Source organism: Nonomuraea cypriaca (assembly GCF_015645445.1).
Classification (GTDB): domain Bacteria; phylum Actinomycetota; class Actinomycetes; order Streptosporangiales; family Streptosporangiaceae; genus Nonomuraea; species Nonomuraea cypriaca.
In genome coordinates, this window is record NZ_JADOGI010000004.1 from 77357 (window position 1) to 91519 (window position 14163).

Below are 14163 nucleotides of genomic sequence, written 5' to 3' on the forward strand. Positions count from 1 at the left end.
TATGTGGTGCTACAAATCCGTTTCCAGCGGGTGGCTGAGTCATAAATGCATTAGAGTAGCCGCGTGTCTGGACGAGATGATGACAAGCGGCTGGTGTTGAGTGCGGAGGAGCGCTCCGCGCTGCGGGCGTGGGCGGAGGCGCCGGGCGGCGCGCTGGCCCTGCGCAGCCGCATCGTGCTGGCCTGCGCCGATGAGCCGTCCCGCAAGGAGATCGCGGCGGGGCTGGCGGTGAGCGCGGCGACCGTGGCCAAGTGGCGGGCCAGGTTCGTGGAGCGGGGGCTGGACGGGCTGGCGGACGCGCCGCGTCCCGGCCGCCCGCGCAGCGCGGAGCGGCAGGAGGCCGAGCGGGTGATCGCGGCCGCCGTCGGAGGAGCGGCGGTGCCGTCCACCCGCACGGTGGCCGCGCAGCTCGGACTGTCGCAGTCCACGGTGGCGCGGATCTGGCAGGAGCAGCAGATCGCGCCGTCCGCCTCCCGGCTGTTGCCCAGGGAGCTGCTGTCGGACCGGGTCTACGCGCTGCTGCGCGGCTGGGTCGTCTCCGGTGAGCTGGTGGCGGGGCAGCGGCTCGTGGAAGCCGAGATCGCCAGAAGGGTCGGCACCAGTCAGGCCCCGGCCAGGGAGGCGATCAAGCGGTTGGCGCACGAGGGCCTGGTCATCTCCTATCCGAACCGAGGTAGTTACGTCGCGGAGATCTCGGACGAGCAGGCCCGGGAGGTTCGCGACATCAGGGTGTTGCTGGAGGAGTATGCCGCACGCGGCGCCGCCGTCCGCATCCAGGCGGAGACGCTGCGGCAGCTCTCGGCCGACGTCCTGGCCATGCGGCAGGCCGCCCGCGACGGTGACATCGGGGCGTTCAGGGACGCCGACCTGGCATTCCACCGGCGGGTGTGCGCCGCCTGCGGCAACTCCTTCCTCCTGCGGTTGTGGCGGACCATCGAGTCCAACCTGTGGAGCCTGCACGTGGTGGGCAACCCGCTGTACGACGGCGACTGGACGGCGATGGCCGGTCACCACGACGACCTGGTGGCCGCGCTGGCCTCGGGAGACCCGGACGAGGCGGCCCGCCTGTTCGCGGCCCACGCCCGCGGCGAGGCCTCCCGCACCCGCCCGGCCCACACCCGCGGCGAGGACTCCTGCACCGATCCGGCCCACACCCACGGGGAGGACTCCAGCCCCCGCCCCGGGGCCGCGGTCCCGGAGGCCGTGGCCCCGGAGGAGGGCGCGGAGGAGGGCGCGGAGGAGGGCGCGGAGGAGGGCGCGGAGGAGGGCGCCGAGGTCAGCCCTGGGGTGTGAGGTCGTACACCGCGCCTCGGCGGGTCTCCAGGACGACCACGCCCGCCTCCGGCCGCTCGGCCTCGACCGGACGCCCGCGCTCCGTGACCGACACCGGCCCGGCGGTGCGCAGGGTGAGCCGGCGCCCCAGGCCGGACTGGACCCGGCCGCGCCGCAGCGCGCCGCCGCCCCACTCCAGGTCCACCTCGAACCCGCCGCGCGCCCGCAGCCCGCGGAACGACCCGGCGGGCCACGCGGCGGGCAGGGCGGGCAGCAGGTGGAGCTGGTCGCCGTGGCTCTGCAGCAGCATCTCGGTGATCCCGGAGACCCCGCCGAAGTTCCCGTCGATCTGGAACGGCGGATGCAGGTCGAACATGTTGGGCGCGGTCCGCGCGGGCACCAGCAGGTTGCTCAGCCGCTTGTACGCCTCCGCCGCGTCCAGCAGCCGAGCCCAGAAGTTGATCTTCCAGGCCAGCGACCACCCGGCCCCCGCCTCCCCACGCAGCTCCAGCGTCCGCCGGGCGGCCTGGGCCAGGTCGGGGGAGAGCCTGGGATCGATCTGGTGACCGGGGAACAGGCCCCACAGGTGCGAGATGTGCCGGCTGCGCGACAGCGCGGCGTCACCCCGGTAGTCCTCCTGCCACTCCTGGATCTGCCCCAGGTGGCCCACCTGGTTGGGCACCAGCCGCGACCGCGCCTGCCTGACCCGCTCCCGCATCCCGGCGTCCCCGCCGACCACCTCGGACGCCTCGGCGAAGGCGCCGAACAGGTCGCGCAGGATCTGCATGTCCATGGTGGGTCCCGCGCAGATGCTGACGTTCTCGCCGCCGTCCTCGTGGTGCCCGACCTCGGGGGAGTGCGAGGGGTTCGTCACCAGGTAGCCGGTCCTGGGGTCGGTCTGCATCGTGTCCATGAAGAACCGCACCGAGCCCTCGATCAGCGGGAAGTGCTCGCGTAGCCGCCGCTCGTCGCCCGTGTACAGGTAGTGCTCCCACAACGTCAGGCACAGCCAGGCCCCGCCGGTCGGCCACACGCCGTAGAAGGCGAAGTCGACGGGCGCCGTCCCGCGCCAGCCGTCGGTGTTGTGGTGGGCCACCCAGCCGTCCGCGCCGTACTGGGTCCTGGCCGTCTTGGCGCCGGTCTCCGCCAGGTCCTCGATGAGGTCGAACAGCGGGTCCATGCACTCGATGAGGTTGCCCGGCGCGGCCGGCCAGTAGTTCATCTCGCAGTTGATGTTGATGGTGTACTTCGACTCCCACGAGGGCGTGAGCGAGTCGTTCCAGATGCCCTGCAGGTTGGCGGCGTGGCCGGGGGCACGGGAGCAGGAGATCAGCAGGTAACGGCCGTACTGGAAATAGAGCGCGGCCAGGTGCGGGTCGGTGTCGAGCTGCTGGCGCGCGATCCGCTCGTCGGTGGGCAGCGCGGCCGCCTCCGACGTGCCGAGGTCGATCTCCACCCGCCCGAAGAGCCGCGTGTAGTCCTGTACGTGCCTGCGCAGCAGCACCTGGTACGGCTGCCCGCCCGCCCGTACGAGATGCCGCCCCGCCACCTCTTCCTGATCGCCGCCGACGTCCTGGTAGCTGCGGTAGCTGGAGCCCATGGAGATCAGCAGGGTGACCTCGTCCGCGCCCTCGACGACCAGCGTGCCGCCGTCGGTGCCCACCGTGCCGCCCTTGGCCTCGGCCCTGGCCACCGCGCGGAAGCGGACCTCGCCCTTGAGGCCCTGCGTGTCGCCGCTGACCCCGTCGAGCGCGATCTCGGCCCGGCCGGTCGCCGCCGAGGTGGAGGTCTGCGGGCTGCTGAACGCCGCGCGGAACGTCACCGCGCCCGGCTTGTCGGCCGTGTGCCGGACGACGATGACCTGGTCGGGGTTGCTGGCGAAGACCTCGCGCGTGTGGCGGACGCCGTCGCGGACGTACGTCACGGTGGTGACGGCCCTGCTCAGATCGAGCTCGCGACGGTAGCCGGTGTACTCGGCCGGACCGGGGAAGGTCAGCGTGAGGTCACCGAGCACCTGGTACGGCGCCTGCTCACTCGGTCGGCCGAGGAACTTCTGGTCCGCCAGGTTCTGGGCGGCCTGCCACTTGTCCTCCCAGACCAGCCGCCTGATCTCGGGGAGCGCGGCCAGGGCCTCGGGGCTGTCGTAGGTGTGCGGCCCGCCGGCCCAGACGCTGTCCTCGTTGAGCTGGAGCCGCTCGGTCTCCACGCCGCCGAAGACCATGGCCCCGAGCCGCCCGCAGCCGACCGGCAGCGCCTCCAGCCATTCCGCGGCCGGCCGGGTGTACCAGAGGGTGAGGTCCCGCGTGGCCGCGTGCGCGGCCCCGGCGGTGACGCCGCCCACGAGCAGGGATCCGGCCGCGGCCCCTAAACCGGTCGCGAGCACGCCTCGTCGGGTGTAGCCGTCTTTCGTCACCTTTACTCCTGTTCGTCCACATGAATGCAAGACATGTGAGGTCTGCTAGGTTTTCGGTCTGCGAACGATCTCCTGGCCCTGGCCGCCGTCCCGATCCCCGGAGCTCGCATGACCACCAGAATCGATGCCCATCACCACGTCTGGGACCTCGGCATCCGGCACCACGACTGGCTCGACCCGGACAAGATGGCGCCCGTCCGCCGCACGTTCACCCTCGACGACCTCGCCGGGCCCGCCGCGGCGGCCGGGGTGAGCCGCACGGTGCTCGTGCAGGTGCTGTCCGACCCGGCGGAGACGGCGGAGTTCCTGGAGCTGGCCGCCGGGTCCGAGCTCGTGGCCGGCGTCGTGGGCTGGATCGACCTCACCGCGCCCGACGCCGCCGACGTGCTGGCCGCCATGCCCGGCGGGCTGGTCGCCGTACGGCACGGCGTGCAGTCCGAGCCCGACCCCGGCTGGCTCACCCGCCCGGACGTACGCCGCGGGCTCGCCGCGGTGGCCGCCGCCGGCCTGAGCTACGACCTGCTCACGTTGCCGCACCAACTGCCCGCGGCCATCGACACGGCGGCCGCGCTGCCCGAGCTGACCTTCGTGCTCGACCACCTGTCCAAGCCGCCGATCGCCGCGGGCGAGCTGGAGCCGTGGCGCGGCCGGATCAGGCGGCTCGCCGCGCTCCCGAACGTCTACTGCAAGCTGTCCGGAATGGTCACCGAGGCCGACTGGGCGTCCTGGCAGGTGGCCGACCTGCGGCCGTACGCCGAGATCGTCCTGGAGGCGTTCGGGCCCGAGCGGGTGATGTTCGGCTCCGACTGGCCCGTGTGCCTGCTCGCGGCGAGCTACGAGCGGGTCGCCGGGGCCGCGGACGAGCTGTGCGCGGGCCTGTCGGAGAGCGAGCGCGCCGACGTCTTCGCCGGCACGGCCCGCCGGGCCTACCGCCTGCCCGGCTGAGCGCCGCATCAGGTGACGCGGAACGTGGTGTGGTACACCCGGGACTCCTGCGGCCCGAGCCAGATCATGCTGCCGTCCTCCCTGGCCGCCGCGTCGCCCGGCACGTGGTGGGTGGACGGCTCCAGCCCGACCGCGTAGTTGCCCGAGCGCAGGTTCAGCCACTCGAAGAAGTACGGGAACTCCGCCGCCCGCCACTCCACGCCGACCTTCATGCCGAGCCGGTCGTTGACCACCGCCACCCGGTGCAGCCCGTCCGCGCCGGGGACGAGCGCGTGCTCGTACACCTGCTCCACGAACCCCGGCGCCGGCCCCGGGAAGGTGAGGTGATCGGCCTTCTGCTCCGCCACGCTGTCGCTCTGCCACAGCGTCTCGCGGATGTCCGCCTCGAACCTGGCGCCCTCGTCGAGCAGCGGCCAGCCGAGGTTGATGTGATAGAGGAACATGTGCGGGGTGGGCTCGAAGCCGGCGTTGGTCACGGTGTCGACGAGCCTGATCTCGTTCCCGCCGAGGTCGGCCTCGATGCGGCGGACCAGGCGCAGGTTCTCGGCGAAGATCGCGGCCTGGCGCACCTCGCCCTCCGCCCACAGCACGCAGCGCTCGCCGTCCCAGCGCTCGCCGTAGCCGGTCAGCCGGGCGGGCAGGTTGCCCACGCGGCCGTGCAGCCCGTGCCGCACCGACTGGCGCGGCGGATAGCGGTAGGTGCCGGCCGGCACCTCGTCCCCGAACAGCGTGTGGTCGAGCCCGGCCGTGACGATGAGCCCGGAGCACGAGCGCAACCAGGACAGGCCGTCCTCGTCGGCGTACTCGTGCAGCCCGGGGTGACGGAAGCCGGTGGGGGAGCGCCAGCCGAACGAGCGCCCGGCGTGCTCGGCGTGCCCGATGTCCATGCACCGGTCGACCAGCACGTCGAACGCCAGCCCCGAGCCGGTCCTGAACTCCAGGGTCCTGATGCCCCGCTCCACCCCATCGCCGAGCGTCACCAGCCGGACCCCGCCGGCCGCGCTCAGGTCGCCGGTCAGCTCGGCCAGCCGCCCGCGGTCCGGCGTCATGCCATCACCCACCCTCCGTTGACTTCGATGGTCTGGCCCGTGACGAACGACGCGTCCTGGCCGGCCAGGAACGACACCACGGCCGCCAGTTCCTCCGGCCGGCCCCGCCGCTGGAGCGCCTGCCGGTCCAGGACCAGCCGCTCGTACGCCTCGGGATCCGGATGGATCTCCTCGGCCGCCGTGGGGAACGCGCCGGGCGAGACGCAGTTGACCCGGATCTCCCTCGGCCCGAGCTCGCGCGCCAGCGCCCTGGTGAGCGCCGCCGCCGCGCCCTTGGTCGCCACGTACGCGGCCAGGTCGGACCAGCCGCCGTGCATGGTGATCGAGGCGATGTTCACGATCGCGCCGCCGATCGCGCCGTTGCCTGGCTCGCTCATCTGCCTGGCCGCGTGCTGGGCCGCCAGCCAGTAGGCGCGCTGGTTGACGGCGTGCACGTCGTCGTACTCGGCCAGCGGCACCTCCAGGAACGGCCTGGCGGGGTAGACGGCCGCGTTGTTCACGAGGACGCCGACCGGACCCAGCCGCGCGGCCGTCTCCGCGAACGCGGCCTCGATGGCCGCCGGATCCCGCAGGTCGGTCTTCAGGTTGAGCGCGCCTTCGAGCGCGCCGGCGTCGCGGTCGAGTGCCGCCACCTGGTGGCCGTCGGCCGTCAGGCGGCGCACGATCGCCCGGCCGAGCGCCCCGGCGGCCCCTGTGACGAGCGCCGTGGTCACGGTTGCCTCCATTCCTTGTGCGGGTCAGTCCTCGCATGCCAGTCCTTGTGCGGGGTCAGTCCTCGCATGTCAGCACGCCCTTCGCCACCAACTCGGCCGTGCGTCCCGCCGGATAGCCCAGCTCGTCCATCAGCTCCCTCGTGTGCTCGCCCACCAGCGGCGCGCCCCTGCGTACCGAGGGTGGGGCGGCGCTGAGCCCGTAAGGGAAGCCGGGGGTGGTGACCGTGCCCTCGGTGGGGTGGTCGTAGGTGACGAACGAGCCGTTGTGCTTGACCTGCGGGTCGGCGACCAGGTCGGCGTACCCGTACACCGGGCCCGCCCACAGGTCGTGGCGGGCGCAGATCTCCAGCCACTCGGCGGTGGTGCGGCCGGGCAGCCGGGCGGCGACCAGGGCGGTGATCTCGTCGCGCCTGGTGTGGCCGTCGTCGTCGCCGTCCATGGCGGCCAGCTCCGGCAGGTCGAGCGCGACGGCCAGCGTGTCCAGCCTGGGCATGCCGAGCGCGAGGTAGCCGTCCTTGGTGGCGAAGACGCCGTACGGCGCCCTGATGTAGGTGTGGCCGTGCGGCTCGCGCCCGCGCCGCTGCGGCACCCCGCCGACCGTGAACACCGACAGCTCCTGCATCTGCACGGCGATGGCCGCGTCCAGCATGTTGACGCTCACCCGCTGGCCCTCGCCGGTGCGCTCCCGGTGCAGCAGCGCGGCCAGCGCGCCCTCGAACGCGCTGTAGGCGGTGATGGCGTCGACGGCGTACGTGCCCGCCGGCGCCGGTGGGTCGCCGTCGCGGCCGGTGCTCAGCATGGCGCCGCTCATGGCCTGCAGCAGCAGGTCCTGGCCCGGTCTCGACGTGTACGGGCCGGACTCGCCGTAGCCGGACATGGAGACGTACACGATGCCCGGGTTGACCGCGCTGATCGTGTCGTAGTCCATGCCGAGCCGCTCGGCGACGCCCGGCCGGTAATTCTGCAGGAACACGTCGGCCGTCGCGGCCAGCCGGTGGACGACCTCGCGGCCCTCGTCCGACTTGAGGTTGACGGCCAGGCTGCGCTTGTTGCGGTTGAGCGACAGGAACGAGGCGTTGACCCGGTTGCCCGTCGCGCCGCCCGCCGGGGCGTGCCGCTGCCACTCGCCGGTCACCGGCTCCACCTTGACCACGTCCGCGCCCAGGTCGCCGAGCCGCATGGCGGCCAGCGGGCCGGCCATGGCGATGGACAGGTCGACCACGCGGTAGCCGTCGAGAACGCCCATCAGCGGCCCTCGAACACAGGTTCGCGGCGCTCGGCGAACGCGGCCCGGCCCTCGGCCGCGTCGGCGGTGGCGAAGCAGACGGTCTGGAGGTCGCGCTCGTACTGGATGGCCTGCTCAAGCGGCATCGAGTAGGCGGCCCTGAGATTGGCCTTGGCCGTCTGGGCGGCGATCGGCGGGCGGGCGGCGATCTTCCCGGCCAGCTCCCGTGCGGCCTTCATCAGCTCCTCCGGCGGCAGCACGTCGGTGACGAGCCCCCAGGCCGCGGCGCGGGCCGCGTCGACGGGGTCGCCGGTGAGCAGCATCGTCGCCGCGTTGCTCGGGCCCGCCGCGTGGGCCAGCAGCGCCGACTGGCCGCTGCCGCCGATCCAGCCCAGCTTGATCTCCGGTGCGGCGAACGTCGCCGTCTCGGCCGCCAGCCGGATGTCGCAGGCCAGGGCCAGCTCCAGACCGCCGCCGTAGGCGTAGCCGTTGACGGCCGCGATGATCGGCTTGCGCAGGGCGCGTACCGCGTCGCCGTAGTCGCCGCGGTTGCGGAACTCCCACGGGGTGGCGTACTCGTCCAGTTCGCTGATGTCGCTGCCGACGCAGAACGAGCGCTCGCCGGCGCCGGTCAGCACCGCCACCCGGATCCCTGGGTCGGCGTCCACCTTGTCGAGGCAGGCGCGCAGCGCGGCGGCCATGTCCGGGGTGATGGCGTTGAGCTTGGCGGGTCTGTTCAGGGTGACGACGGCCACGGGGCCGTCGACGTCGATGAGGACGTCCAAGTGTTCGCTCCTGGGGTGGTCTCGTCTGGGGGTGGGCTCAGCGGCAGGTGCGTGCGTGCTGCTCTGGGCCCGGGCTCAGCAGCAGAGGCGTACGTGGTGCTCGGCGTCGGCGCGGGCGACCTCGACCACGCCGCGCATGGCCTCTTCGGCCTTGCGGTGGTGGCGGCGCCTGATCGCCTGGGCCACGCGCTCGTGGCCGGGCAGCGTCTCCTTGTTGTGCTCGACCGAGCGGGTGTGCACCTGGCGCACGGACCGCAGGGCGATGCTGATCATGTCGTAGATGTAGAGGAGCAGGTCGTTGTCCGCCGCGGCGAAGACGGCCTTGTGGAAGGCCAGGTCGGCCTCGATGAACGGCTCGGGGTCGTCGGCAGTGGCGTACAGCGCGGCCATGGCCTCGTCGACGCGCCGCACCGCCGCCGCGTCCGCCCGCTCGGCCGCGACCCTGGCCGCGCCGGGCTCCAGCGCGACGCGCAGGTCGGCCAGCACCCGGATGTCCCCGGGCCGCGGCTCCGGCTCGAACCGCCAGCTCAGGACGTCGGCGTCGAGCAGGTTCCAGGACTCGCGGGGGCGCACCCGGGTGCCCGCGCTCCGCCTGGTCTCCAGCAGGCCCTTGCCGGCCAGCACCTTCACGCCTTCCCGTACGGCGGAGCGGCCCACACCCAGGTCGTTGACCAGTTGCTCCTCGATGGGGATGGACGTGCCGGGGGCCAGCGAGCCGCCGACGATGCGGGCGCCGAGGGCGCGCACGACGCGTACGTTCCTGGCCGCGTCCCTCTGAGGTTCGGTTGCCACGAACCCGCACGCTACCCCCGGGGCAACCGATTTCCTAGAGCTTTCATCAGATGAAGCTGGAATTTCATCCGATGAAGTGACACGCTCTTAACATTCTTCACCCACGCTTGGAGATGCCGTGACGAAGAGACTGGGACTGATCCACACGTCCGCGACGCTGGTCGACGTGTTCGCCGAGCTGTGCGCGGAGCACCTGCCCGGCGTCGAGACGTTCAACATCGTCGACGACAGCCTGATCAAGGACACCGTCGCCGCCGGCCGCCTCACGCCACGCACCGCGCGCCGGGTCGCCGGCCACATCGAGGCCGCCGAGGCCGCCGGGGCCGACCACATCCTGGTGACCTGCTCCTCGATCGGCGCGGCCGTCGAGGCGGCCGAGCCGCTGACCGGCGTGCCGGTGACCCGGGTGGACCGGCCGATGGCAGACCGGGCCGTCGCCCTGGGCCGCCGGATCGGCGTGCTGGCCACCCTGTCCACCACCCTCGACCCCACCGCCGACCTGGTACGCCGGCGCGCCGCGGCGGCCGGCCAGGAGATCGAACTGACGGCCAGGGTCTGCGAGGGCGCGTTCGAGGCCCTGATGGGCGGCGACGCGGCCACACACGACGTCCGGGTGACGGCGGCGCTCGGTGAGCTGGCCGGGCAGGTGGACGTGATCGTGCTGGCCCAGGCGTCGATGGCCCGCGTGGCCGGCACGGTCGAGGCCCCGGTGCCGATCCTGGCCAGCCCGCCGCTCGCCATGGAACACCTGGCGAAGGCCATCGAGCGCGAGAGTCCGTCGGACCCTGGCCCGAACGATCGCGAGAACCCGGTGGACCCTGGCGCGGTCGATCGTGGGCGGGCGGGTCGGTGAGCATGGCGGCGGCCGGCCGTGAGCTGACCGTGGCGACGTACCGGATCCTCACCCGGCTGCCGCTGGAGCGGGCGGTGAGCGCGATCGCGGGTGAGCAGAGCACCGGCACGTTCGTCAGCGTCGCGGGGGAGACGGACGAGTTGCGCGCCCGGCACGGCGCCGTGGTGCTGGAGCTGACGGAGCTGCCCGGCCAGGACGGCGAGGCGTTGCCCGGAGCGCGCGGCGACGGGCCGCTCACCGCCGGCCTGGTCAAGATCGGGTTCCCGCTGGAGAACACCGGGCCGTCGCTCACGAACCTGTTCCCCGTGGTCGCGGGCAACCTCTACGAGTTGCGTGAGCTGGCCGGGCTGAAGCTGGTCGACCTGGAGTTGCCGGCCGCGTTCGGGGAGGCGTACCTGCCGGCGCGGTTCGCCGTCGAGGGCACCCGGCGGCTGGTGGGACGGCCCGAGGGTGTGCTGATCGGCACCATCGTCAAGCCCAACATCGGGCTGCGCCCCGCCGACTACGTGGACCTGGTGCTGGAGCTGGGGCTGGCCGGCGTCGACTTCATCAAGGACGACGAGGTCAACGCCGACTGCCCGCCCGCGCCGCTGCCCCAGCGGGTGCGCGCGGTGACCGCCGCCCTCGACGAGGTGGAGCGGCGTACGGGACGGCGGCCCATGTACGCGTTCAACATCAGCGACGAACCCGACCGGATGCTGCGCAACCACGACCTGGTGGTGGCCGCCGGCGGCACGTGCGTGATGGTCAACCTGAACGTCGTCGGCTTCCCGGCCGTCGCCATGCTGCGCAGGCGCGCCAGGGTGCCGATCCACGCGCACGTCACCGGTCTCGGCGCGCTGGCCCGGCATCCGGGGCTGGGGATCGGGCACGTGGCGTACCAGAAGCTGGCCCGGCTGACCGGGATCGACCACCTGCACTGCGGTGGGTTCCACAGCAAGTTCTACGTCACGGACGACGAAGTGGCGCGTACGGTGGCCGCCGTGCGGGAGCCGCTGCTCGGGGGGTTCCCGTGCCTGCCCGTCCTGTCCTCCGCCCAGTGGGCCGGCACCGCACCCGCCACCCTGGAACGTACGGGCACCACCGACCTGCTGGTGCTGGCGGGCGGCGGCATCCTCGGCCACCCGGACGGGGTGGCGGCGGGGGTCGCGAGCATTCGGCAGGCATGGGCGGCGGCGGTGGCCGGCGTGCCGCTCCACGAGGTGAACTCACCGGAGCTGACCAGGGCACTGGAACACTTCGGCGGGATCGTGACACGGTGACCCGGCTCGGCGGTGCCGGTGACTGGGCGAGCGGGGCGGGTGCTCGTGACGCGGTTCGGCGGGGTGGGGTGCTTGTGAGGCTCGGTGGTGTGGTGGGGGTTCCGTGACGCGGTTCGCTTTCGTGGCTGACGACTTCACCGGGGCGACGGACGCGTTGTGGCAGTTCAGGCGGTTCGGGCTGAGCGGGTCACTGGTTACGGACGTGGCGTACCTGCATGATCGGGACGACGTCATCGGCGTCGCCACCACCGCGCGTGCGTCGAGTGACCCGGCTGACGTGGTGCTGCCGGTGTTCGAGGCGCTGGCGGCGCTGGAGCCGCTGGTCATCCAGTACAAGATCTGCTCGACGTTCGACTCGTCGCCGGAGTCGGGCAGCATCGGGGCGGTCATCGCGGACCTCCACCGTGCGGGTCTCGCTCACGGCCCGGTGCCGGTGCTCGCCGCACAGCCGGAGCTCGGACGCTACACCTGGTTCGCGAACCACTTCGTACGGGCAGGCGACGAGGTGCGCCGGCTCGACCGCCACCCACCGACGCGAGACCACCCCGTCACCCCGGCCACCGAGGCCGACCTCCGGGTACGGCTGACCGAGCAGGGCGCGGGCCGGACCGGATGGCTGCCGGCGGTCCCGTCGCGGGAGGCGTACCTGGCGAGGGGTGAGGACGCCGCCTTCGTGGCGGACGCGCTGACGGACGAGCACGTCCGGGCACTCGGCCACCTCCTCCTCGCCGACGCCGCGACCCGGCCTCCGCTCGTCTGCGTGGGCTCAGGCGGCCTCAGCTACGCGCTGGCCTCCGCGGACGCCGCTTCCCTGCCGCCGGATCCGGTGGGAGGAAGTCTTGGCCGGCCGCTGGAGGCGGTGGGAGGGAGTCTTGGGCGGCCGCTGGAGGCGGTCGCGCCGCTGCTGGTCGTGTCGGGGAGCCGGTCGCCGGTCACCGGCCGTCAGATCGACACGGCGGAGCGGGCGGGGTGGCGGGTTCTGGACGTTGGCGGGGGAGCCTCGGGGAGCGTCTTCGCCGAGGTCGAGGAGAGCCTGCGTTCGGGTTGTCACACGATCGTGCAGTCGACGCGGGGACCCGCCCTCGACCGGGACGGCATCGGAGAGTCGCTCGGCCGGGTCGCCTCGGCGGCGGTGCGGGCCGGGCTCGTCCGGAGGCTGGTGATCGCGGGTGGCGACACCTCGGGACAGGTCGTGGCCGCGCTCGGGGCGCGTTCGCTGGACGTCATCGCCTTGCCGGCGGCCGGCGGCCCCGTGTGCGTGCTGTCGTCCGACGACCCGGCCTGCGACGGGCTCGAGGTGGCGTTGAAGGGCGGCCAGGTCGGCGCCCCCGACTACTTCCTACGCGCCGCCTCCGCGACCACGGCCTGAATCCCGCGACCCGGCCTGAATCCCGCGACCCCGGCCTGGAACCCCGTGACCACCCCGCGACCAAGACCACGCCGGGTGCGGCCGACCTGCCACGCACGCGCCGGAGCAGCGTCCCCCGCTGGGTGGGCGGCGACGGTGGATCACGGGTAAGGCCACTTTCCGCTCATGTGGCGGGCATCTTATCAATGATGGGGATCACTTTGCCCGGCCGTCAATTTTTGTCCGGATTCTGTGACACAGCCCTTCGGTCGATCACCTCAAACCCACGCGGAACGGGCATATTTCGGCAGGTCAGACGCTTGGTTGGAAGGCTTCCGTCTATCTTGGCGTCCCAATTGTGAGTGACCTTACCGTTATCCTGAACCGTTTCTGACTGTTACATTTTTACATATATTCTGCGCCTTGATCGCCATCTCTACGCCAATGTGATTTCAACATGTGGGATGGAGTTGCGGGGGCGCCTCTCCAGCCCGAGGCCATGCCCCTGGTCAGTTCGAACGGAGAGTAATGGGCAAGTACCTGCTCCGCAGGTTGGCAATAAATGTGATCTTGGTCGCCTTGGCCGCAAGCCTGGCGTACATGCTCGCTGCCACCACGATGAACCCGCGAGGCGCGTACGAAGGACGCCAGCCCCCGGTCGCCGAGTCCGTCATCGACGCCACGCTCGACTCGTACAACATGAACGACAAGACCCCCGTGCTCCAGCGCTACGCGACCTGGGCCAAGGGAGTCGTCACCGGGGACTTCGGCAAGACCTGGAAGGGCGGGTCGGTCAACAGCGAGATGGGTCGGCGCATCTTCGTGAGCCTCCGGCTGATGCTGATCGGCACGATCCTGGGCTTCGCCCTTGGGGTGGCGCTGGGCGCGCTCTCCGCGGTGAAGCAGTACAAGATCACTGACCGGTTAATAGGCGTCGGCTCGTTCGTGATCATGGCGATCCCCGTGCTCGTGCTGGCCACCCTGCTCGCCATCGCGACCTACAACGCGAACCGCGGGCTGGGCTTCACGTTGATCGAGTACACCGGTGAGTACGACCCACGGCTGTCGGGCTGGGACCAGTTCGTCAACCGGCTGAACCACCTGATCCTGCCGACCATCTCGCTCAGCCTCGGATTGATCGCCTTCTACAGCCGCATCCAGCGCAACATGATGCTCGACGTGCTCGGCCAGGACTTCGTCCGCACGGCGATGGCCAAGGGGCTGCGGCGCAGGACGGCACTGATCAAGCACGCCCTGCGGACCGCGCTGATCCCGGCCGCCACCTACTTCGCCTTCGCGTTCGGGACGATGTTCACCGGAGCCACCTTCACCGAGAAGATCTTCTCCTGGCACGGCATGGGCGCCTGGTTGATCGACTCGATCAACCAGAACGACGTCAACTCCGTCGCCGCGGTGACCTTCTTCGCCGCCGTCTGTGTCCTGACCGCCGCCTTCCTGTCCGACGTGCTGGTGGCGGCCCTCGATCCCCGGGTGCGGGTGAGCTGA

12 protein-coding genes are annotated in these 14163 nt (G+C 72.0%); 6 read left to right on the forward strand and 6 right to left on the reverse strand.

Annotation, left to right across the window (positions count from 1 at the left end):
- Positions 1 to 63 precede the first annotated feature (63 nt).
- On the forward strand, positions 64 to 1293 hold the full coding sequence (locus tag ITP53_RS02585) for an FCD domain-containing protein (protein ID WP_207755453.1): 1230 nt from the start codon (positions 64 to 66) through the stop codon (positions 1291 to 1293).
- On the opposite strand, the gene ITP53_RS02590 is transcribed toward ITP53_RS02585, so the two are convergent.
- Positions 1277 to 3685, reverse strand: coding sequence for a glycoside hydrolase family 95 protein (locus ITP53_RS02590; RefSeq protein WP_195893635.1), 2409 nt, complete (start codon positions 3683 to 3685; stop codon positions 1277 to 1279). The genes ITP53_RS02585 and ITP53_RS02590 overlap by 17 nt on opposite strands.
- A gap of 108 nt (positions 3686 to 3793) precedes the next feature.
- Here ITP53_RS02590 and ITP53_RS02595 point away from each other — a divergent pair, with 108 nt between their 5' ends.
- Positions 3794 to 4630, forward strand: a complete 837-nt coding sequence (locus ITP53_RS02595; RefSeq protein ID WP_195893636.1) for an amidohydrolase family protein — start codon at positions 3794 to 3796, stop codon at positions 4628 to 4630.
- An 8-nt stretch (positions 4631 to 4638) separates the two neighbouring features.
- Here ITP53_RS02595 and ITP53_RS02600 read toward each other — a convergent pair whose 3' ends face one another.
- The 5 genes from ITP53_RS02600 to ITP53_RS60040 all read right to left on the reverse strand — a co-directional run bounded on the left by ITP53_RS02600 (position 4639) and on the right by ITP53_RS60040 (position 9194).
- Positions 4639 to 5679 carry an aldose 1-epimerase family protein gene (locus tag ITP53_RS02600; RefSeq protein WP_195893637.1) on the reverse strand — a complete coding sequence of 347 codons (1041 nt, stop codon included), beginning with the start codon at positions 5677 to 5679 and terminating at the stop codon, positions 4639 to 4641.
- Positions 5676 to 6392: an SDR family NAD(P)-dependent oxidoreductase gene (locus ITP53_RS02605; protein ID WP_207755454.1), complete on the reverse strand. Its 717-nt coding sequence runs from the start codon at positions 6390 to 6392 to the stop codon at positions 5676 to 5678. The genes ITP53_RS02600 and ITP53_RS02605 overlap by 4 nt, the downstream gene beginning before the upstream one ends.
- Positions 6393 to 6447: 55 nt before the next feature.
- On the reverse strand, positions 6448 to 7638 hold the full coding sequence (locus tag ITP53_RS02610) for a CaiB/BaiF CoA transferase family protein (protein ID WP_195893639.1): 1191 nt from the start codon (positions 7636 to 7638) through the stop codon (positions 6448 to 6450).
- A complete protein-coding gene (locus ITP53_RS02615; RefSeq protein ID WP_195893640.1) occupies positions 7638 to 8402 on the reverse strand; it encodes an enoyl-CoA hydratase/isomerase family protein in 765 nt (254 codons plus the stop codon). Before ITP53_RS02615 ends, ITP53_RS02610 begins: the two co-directional genes overlap by 1 nt.
- 75 nt (positions 8403 to 8477) lie before the next feature.
- Positions 8478 to 9194, reverse strand: a complete 717-nt coding sequence (locus ITP53_RS60040; RefSeq protein ID WP_195893641.1) for a FadR/GntR family transcriptional regulator — start codon at positions 9192 to 9194, stop codon at positions 8478 to 8480.
- 118 nt (positions 9195 to 9312) lie between these two features.
- Between ITP53_RS60040 and ITP53_RS02625 the strand changes: the two genes are divergently transcribed.
- From ITP53_RS02625 to ITP53_RS02640, 4 genes are all read left to right on the forward strand, one after another.
- Positions 9313 to 10047 (forward strand): aspartate/glutamate racemase family protein, encoded by a 735-nt coding sequence (locus ITP53_RS02625; protein ID WP_207755455.1) that lies wholly within the window; start codon positions 9313 to 9315, stop codon positions 10045 to 10047.
- Positions 10048 to 10049: 2 nt separating this feature from the next.
- Positions 10050 to 11309, forward strand: coding sequence for a RuBisCO large subunit C-terminal-like domain-containing protein (locus tag ITP53_RS02630; protein ID WP_195893677.1), 1260 nt, complete (start codon positions 10050 to 10052; stop codon positions 11307 to 11309).
- Positions 11310 to 11412: 103 nt separating this feature from the next.
- Positions 11413 to 12678, forward strand: coding sequence for a four-carbon acid sugar kinase family protein (locus ITP53_RS60045; protein WP_195893642.1), 1266 nt, complete (start codon positions 11413 to 11415; stop codon positions 12676 to 12678).
- A gap of 507 nt (positions 12679 to 13185) precedes the next feature.
- Entirely contained in the window at positions 13186 to 14163 is a 978-nt protein-coding gene (locus ITP53_RS02640) for an ABC transporter permease (RefSeq protein WP_195893643.1), read from the forward strand.

Coding starts and splice junctions, on each gene's coding strand:
- ITP53_RS02595 (WP_195893636.1), top strand. CDS start 3,794: ATGACCACCAGAATCGATGCCCATCACCACGTCTGGGACCTCGGCATC.
- ITP53_RS02600 (WP_195893637.1), bottom strand. CDS start 5,679: ATGACGCCGGACCGCGGGCGGCTGGCCGAGCTGACCGGCGACCTGAGC.
- ITP53_RS02610 (WP_195893639.1), bottom strand. CDS start 7,638: ATGGGCGTTCTCGACGGCTACCGCGTGGTCGACCTGTCCATCGCCATG.
- ITP53_RS02630 (WP_195893677.1), top strand. CDS start 10,050: ATGGCGGCGGCCGGCCGTGAGCTGACCGTGGCGACGTACCGGATCCTC.
- ITP53_RS02640 (WP_195893643.1), top strand. CDS start 13,186: ATGGGCAAGTACCTGCTCCGCAGGTTGGCAATAAATGTGATCTTGGTC.